We start from the raw sequence: 5,959 nt of genomic DNA on the forward strand, positions 1-5,959 counted from the left end.
GAGGCGCTTGAGGCCTACTTCGCACGTACGCCGCGGTTTGCGGTGGCGTTCTCGGGCGGTTGCGATTCGTCGTATCTGGTGGCAGCGGCGCTTGCTGCTGGCTGCGACGTGCGCGCCTACCTGGTGCGCTCGGCGTTCCAGCCGCCGTGCGAGATCGAGGACGGTTTGCGCTTGGCTGCACAGCGTGGTATCGACCTGGTTATCATCGATGCAGACGTATTGTCCGAACAGGCTATTTGCTCGAATTCGCCCGATCGTTGCTACTGGTGCAAGACATTCATCTTTTCCACCATTCTCAAACGCATGCGAGGCGACGGCTACGAGGTCTTGGTTGACGGCACGAACGCGACCGACGATCCGGCGCATAGGCCCGGGTTCCGTGCGCTGGCCGAGTTGGGCGTGGTGTCGCCGCTACGCCGTGCGGGCATGACCAAAGACGACGTGCGTGCCGCGTCGCACAACCTGCAGCTGTTCACAGCCGACAAACCCAGTTTCTCATGCTTGGCCGTGCATGTGTCGCAAGGCCGGCCTATTACCGCTGGATCGTTGGTGGAGGCAGCGGCATCGCCCGAGGTGACTGCCCGTATCGTTGCCCGCAACGCCGCGGTGGGCGCAGCGCTCGACGAAGAATGCAATCCTGCGTTCATGGATGCGGGCGATGTCCCGACGCAGGAACCCAGAGCGGCAGAGGGGAAGCGCTGATGGAAGAACGCGAGATGCGTGCGTTGCTGGCGGCGGTTGCCGATGGTTCGGTTGCCCCCGATGTGGCGGCGCTGCGCTTCAAGACGGCCCCGTTCACGGACTTGGGCTACGCCAAGGTGGACCACCATCGTGGCATTCGCCAAGGAGCCGCCGAGGTGATCTACGGTGCCGGCAAGACGTCCGAGCACATCGCCGGCATCGTGGCGAACATGCGCGAAGCGGGGCAGGAGCGCGTGCTGGTTACGCGCCTGGCGCCCGATGCCGCCGCCGAGGTGGAGGCGCGCCTTGTCGCCGTCGATCCGTCGCTGGGCGCGGCGTTCGCCTACCATGAGTTGCCGCGTGTGGGCATTGTGGGGGGCCTGCCCCAGGCGGATGGCAACGGTCGCATCGTCATCGCCGCAGCTGGCACGAGCGACCTGTTCGTAGCCGAGGAGGCGGCGCTCACAGCCGAGGTGCTGGGCAACGAGGTGGTGCGCCTCTACGACGTGGGCGTGGCGGGCATCCACCGGCTGCTTGCGCATGCCGACGACATCGCCTCGGCCCAGGTGATCGTGGCAGTGGCCGGCATGGAGGGTGCGCTCGCCTCTGTCGTGGGCGGCATGGCGTCGTGCCCGGTCATCGCTGTGCCCACGAGCGTGGGCTACGGCGCGTCGTTCGGCGGCGTGGCAGCGCTCCTGGCCATGCTGAACTCGTGCGCCTCGGGCATTTCCGTCGTGAACATCGATAACGGTTTCGGTGCGGGGTACCAAGCGAACATGATCAACCACGTGCGGATTCCATCGGCCTGACGATTGTCAAGCCAGAATCGACGCACAGCCACTCCATCGAAGGGACTGCCTGTTATGACCACGCTCCATCTTGATCTGACCCGCATTGCCACGCGGCGCTCCATCCTGGCCGATTTGCGCGACCGGCTTGACGGCGACGCGCAGGCCGCGCTCGATGCGGCTGTGGCCGCGGCGGGCGTTCCCGAGAAGCACCACCACGATCTGAGCGAAGTATTCGACACGATCGATGCGCTTGCAGCAAGCGACCAGGTGAAAGACGATATGTATGCCATCTACGGCATTTTGGCGCAAGCCGAAGCCACCGCGCACGGCTGCGAGGTGGAGCAAACCCACTTTCACGAGGTGGGCAACGGCGAGGCGCTGCGCAACGTGTGTGCCGTGTGCCTGGCCATCGAGGCGCTGGAACCCGAGCGCATCACGGCGACGGCAGTGCAAACGGGCAGCGGCAAGGTGCAGTGCGCCCATGGCGAGCTGGACATTCCCGCGCCTGCCACGGCGGCTATCCTTGCCACGGGCATTCCCGTGTACGATGCCTTGCTGGACGGCGAGCTGTGCACGCCCACGTCGGCCGCGCTCGTCAAGCATTTCGTGGACGAGTTCGTGGCGTAGGTTTGGAGTTGTGACGCACCCACTCGATTCTCAAGTGCCAAACGATGCGACTTGCGTGCTTGAGCGCCGGACAATTCTCGAAACCGAACGCCTTGTGTTGCGCGAGCTGGACCAAAGCAACTTCGCCGCGCTCTGTCGCATCCTGCAAGACGACGAGACCATGCGCGCTTACGAAGGAGCCTTCGACGTGTTGGGAGTCGATGAGGTGTTCTCCATCATCCGCGACACCAACACGGCATCCCAAAACGTGGCGTGCCGTAACGGTATGGCGCCCAGATGCTCGTTCGTCAAACACTACCGCGGAGTAGACATGCCCCATAGCGCGTATTCGATCACGCGCGAGGAGTGGGATCGGCTCTGCCCGTAACGGCGCGGTGCCGATTCGTGTCGAATATACGATGCCGATCGTTTCGTGCTGGCAACTTTCGGGCGTATACTGAGGTGGTCCCGATAAAGTAGAAACCTGATCGACCGCACGTGGCGTTGGGGACGGCTTCGCAGGTGCGACGAAAGGAATGCCTCATGTCCTCTGTATTCACCCACGCCACCGTGCTCGATGGCACGGAATCAATGGAACCTCAGCCGAACATGACCGTAGTGGTGGGAGACGATGGACGCATCGCCGCGGTGGGGCCGGCTGTGTCGACGGTGCCTCCTGCGGGTGCGCGGGAGATCGACCTCGCCGGTTCGTATTTGGCGCCGGGCCTGGTGAACCTGCATGTGCATCTGTGCGGGTCGGGCGCGCCGACGAGCGCGGGGGCGGCGGGAAGCCTCATCGACAAGGTGGTGGGCAACCCGGTGGGGCGCTGGTATTTGCGCCGTACGCTCAGAAAACATGCCCAGCAGCAGTTGGCAAGCGGGGCGACCACCGTGCGTTCGGTGGGAGACCCGGGTTTCGCCGACGTGGAGGTGCGCGATGCCATTCGCGCCGGCAAGTACGACGGCCCGCGCCTGGTGACGTCGGGTACGGGCGTGACCGTGCCGGGAGGGCACGGGGCCGGCCTGTTCGCACAGGTAGTGTCGACGCCCGATGAAGCGCGCGAGACGGTGCGCGCGTGTTTCGCGAAAGGCTGCGATCTCGTGAAGCTGTTCATCACCGGTGGCGTGTTCGATGCCGAGGTGGAAGGGGAGCCTGGCGTCGTGCGCATGTCCCAAGACATCGCCGATGCCGTCTGCGACGAAGCGCGTAAGCTGGGGCTGCGTACGGCAGCGCACATCGAAAGCCCTGAAGGCGTGCGTGTGGGCTTGCAGGCGGGGGTGGACACCGTGGAGCACGGGGCTCCCCTTGACGACGAGCTCATCGAGCTGTTCAGGAACAACGGCGCAGGACGAGCCTCGGCTCTCACCTGCACCATTTCGCCCGCGCTGCCGTTCGTGGAGCTGTCTTCGGAAAAGACGCATTCTACCCCGGTCCAGAAGGTGAACGGCCGCATTGTGCTCGACGGTATCGTGGCCGCTGCCCGCCAAGCGCTTGCGGCGGGTATTCCTGTGGGATTGGGCACCGATTCGTCGTGCCCCTACATCACCCAGTACGACCTGTGGCGCGAAGTGGTGTACTTCGAGCGCTTGGTGGGCGTGTCGGCGGCGTTCGCCCTACATACGGCCACGCTCGGCAACGCGCGCATTTTGGGGCTGGGCGACGAGACCGGCTCGATAGAGGCCGGCAAAGCCGCCGACCTCATCGTGCTTGACGAGAATCCGCTCGAGAACCTGGAGGCTTTGCGTCACGTGCGCATGGTCATGGCGCGTGGTGTGCTGGACGAGCATCCCCAGGTGAAGCACTTGCCCGAGTTGGATGTTGAACTTGACGGATTCCTGCCTGCCAAGCCCGTGGCGTGAGGCCGACTGCTCTTCTTGTGACTCATGAAGTGTTTATTGCCTCGGATTCTCGTGTCTATGAAGGCCTGCATCTAACTGCCACGTAGCGTGCGGGTTGTTGGGTAGTCGCGGTGGAAAAGAGGCAGATCTAGCGTCCGGTGTCCGCTACCGCGCCAATGAAGACGGGCATATCCGTCTCATGATCGACGATGAGGTAGACGAAGGGTCGGTCGAGGGTCACCGTTCTGGGCTTGGCAGGCTCTGCGCTCGCTGCTGCGCTATTCATTCCGATGGAGGTCGCGGCGGCGGCTTTCGTGCCGTGTTCGTCCACGGCGATATACGTCTTGTGCACTACACTGCCGACGACCAGGTTTAAGTCGCTGTCGGCGAAGGTTCCCATGTCCGAGAAGTCTGCGCGCAGCGGGTCGAACGCGTCGGGCATGCCCATGGCGGCAAGCTCCTTGGAGAGTTCCATGCTGAAATCGCCTTCGAACTGCGGGATGCTCGCGTAGACCGTCTCATGCGTTGCGCCGTCAAGGAGCGCGCGCAGCTTCACGCCTGACAATGCTGTAACGTACTCCTGCAGGCTCTTGCCTTCGGAGGGTAGCAGCGCGACGAACGAGTACCGCCCGCCCTCGTAGGACTTCGTGAAACCCGTCGTGTCGCTATCTTCCAGGTAGGTGCTCTCGGTCGATCGCATCATGCGCACTCGTCGCGTCTCGCCTCCGTCAAGGGCGAACGTCTCGTCTTTGATCCAGAGGGAGTTCGCCAGTTTGAGCGGTTGGCCATCCTGCTCTTCCAGCGTTTGGGCGCTGCCGCCGAGGTAGTCGTTCAATTCTGCCACCGGCAGGCCAAGCACGTTTTCCATCTGAGCGCGGGTTTCTCCGGCGGCGCCATTGGCTGTCATGGCGAGGGCCGAGAGGGCGGACGCGGGCGACACGAGCGCGTTTTTGTCGCCGGGCGTGCTGTGCTGCAGTAGGTTGACGGCGAAGTCGGCGATGCGTTCGTTGCGGGTCGAGGGGACTTGCGCCTCGGGTGCGGGCCCCGCTTTGGGAGGCTGCGGGGTGTCGGATACCGCTAGATGACGCTCACTTTCGCGTTCTGTAAGCGTATCTGCGGGCAGGTCCGACATAAGATCTTCGGCGACAAAGGTTCTCGCGCATCCGCCGAGCGCGGGCAGTAGGGATGTCGCGAGCAGAAGGCATAATGTCGTCGATGCAATTCGCTTCATGGGAGGCTCCTTTTCTGCGGTCTTGGAAAGAACACGATCGAGAAGCCCGTTTTGTCGGGACAATTTTTCGGCTGTCCAAGAAAAGTGGTTGCGTGCGTCGAACGGTTATTTCGGGTTTGCTGCCCCAGCGCTGCTGTTGCTTTCATCTTTGGCGCAAAAGGGCCGCCATGAGGTTTCGCGTTATGCTGGCAGGCATCTCGCTCTGCGGATCATGTTTTGCGCGGAAACGTGCGGTTCCGGGCCCTATTTGCTCGTTTCGACCGCAAGATAGTAGGCGGCGCTTCCTTCGGTGCGCACGGCGTAGGGATATGCGGCATCGGGATAGGCGTGTACGGTGCAGGGGATATGGTGGGAGGTTCCCCCGAACCCGTCGACGACGAAGGCGGATTCCAGGGCTTCCCCGACAAGCGCCGGGTCGGCGCGCACCCGCTCGTCGGCCACGTCGTCGGACAGTTCCACCACTCGCTTGCGGGCGGGGCTTTTCAATACGTCTCGGCAGTGGTTCTGCGCACACACGATGAGCCATGCTTTCTCGTGCTCGACGTCGTTGAAGCGGTGCGGTCGGTCGATCAGCTTCATGAACACGCTTTGCGTGGCATCTTCCGCGTCGGCTGCGTTGCCGAGAAACGAGAAGCACAGACGGTAGACCGTCTTCATATGACGGCGAAACGTAGCAGCTATGTCGTTGTTGCTCGGCAGGTTGGTTTTCCTTTCTGCCTACAACACGATAGGGAAGCGCGAAATGTCGGTAGAATTTTGAAAGTTTTCTTATCAAAAGCGCCGTAAAACCCCTTTTTTCGATATGAGGATA

At 62.9% G+C, this 5,959-nt stretch carries 7 protein-coding genes; 5 read left to right on the plus strand and 2 right to left on the minus strand.

All coding sequences use genetic code 11. The features are described from left to right. The 5 genes from RR842_RS11140 to RR842_RS11160 all read left to right on the plus strand — a co-directional run. On the plus strand, window positions 1-702 hold a 702-nt coding region (locus RR842_RS11140), incomplete at its 5' end, for a hypothetical protein (protein ID WP_332729772.1). Next, window positions 702-1,490, plus strand: a complete 789-nt coding sequence (larB, locus tag RR842_RS11145; protein WP_332554184.1) for a nickel pincer cofactor biosynthesis protein LarB — start codon at window positions 702-704, stop codon at window positions 1,488-1,490. The genes RR842_RS11140 and larB, both read left to right, overlap by 1 nt. Before the next feature lie 54 nt (window positions 1,491-1,544). Next, the gene (gene larC / locus RR842_RS11150) at window positions 1,545-2,099 is read left to right on the plus strand and encodes a nickel insertion protein (RefSeq protein ID WP_332554185.1); all 555 of its coding nucleotides are present in this window, start codon (window positions 1,545-1,547) and stop codon (window positions 2,097-2,099) included. Between the two features lie 55 nt (window positions 2,100-2,154). Further along, window positions 2,155-2,466, plus strand: a complete 312-nt coding sequence (locus RR842_RS11155) for a GNAT family protein (RefSeq protein ID WP_332554186.1) — start codon at window positions 2,155-2,157, stop codon at window positions 2,464-2,466. 155 nt (window positions 2,467-2,621) lie between these two features. Then, on the plus strand, window positions 2,622-3,938 hold the full coding sequence (locus tag RR842_RS11160) for an amidohydrolase family protein (protein ID WP_332554187.1): 1,317 nt from the start codon (window positions 2,622-2,624) through the stop codon (window positions 3,936-3,938). Window positions 3,939-4,065: 127 nt separating this feature from the next. Here RR842_RS11160 and RR842_RS11165 read toward each other — a convergent pair whose 3' ends face one another. After that, window positions 4,066-5,148 (minus strand): serpin family protein, encoded by a 1,083-nt coding sequence (locus RR842_RS11165; RefSeq protein WP_332729773.1) that lies wholly within the window; start codon window positions 5,146-5,148, stop codon window positions 4,066-4,068. A gap of 243 nt (window positions 5,149-5,391) precedes the next feature. Then, window positions 5,392-5,847: a sigma-70 family RNA polymerase sigma factor gene (locus RR842_RS11170; protein ID WP_332729774.1), complete on the minus strand. Its 456-nt coding sequence runs from the start codon at window positions 5,845-5,847 to the stop codon at window positions 5,392-5,394. Window positions 5,848-5,959 lie beyond the last annotated feature (112 nt).

The sequence above is a fragment of the Gordonibacter sp. genome (genome assembly GCF_036667095.1).
Classification (GTDB): Bacteria; Actinomycetota; Coriobacteriia; order Coriobacteriales; family Eggerthellaceae; genus Gordonibacter.

Excerpts from the sequence above, each read along its gene's own strand:
- RR842_RS11160 (WP_332554187.1), top strand. The coding sequence starts at position 2,622 with ATGTCCTCTGTATTCACCCACGCCACCGTGCTCGATGGCACGGAATCA.
- larC (WP_332554185.1), top strand. The coding sequence starts at position 1,545 with ATGACCACGCTCCATCTTGATCTGACCCGCATTGCCACGCGGCGCTCC.
- larB (WP_332554184.1), top strand. The coding sequence starts at position 702 with ATGGAAGAACGCGAGATGCGTGCGTTGCTGGCGGCGGTTGCCGATGGT.
- RR842_RS11165 (WP_332729773.1), bottom strand. The coding sequence starts at position 5,148 with ATGAAGCGAATTGCATCGACGACATTATGCCTTCTGCTCGCGACATCC.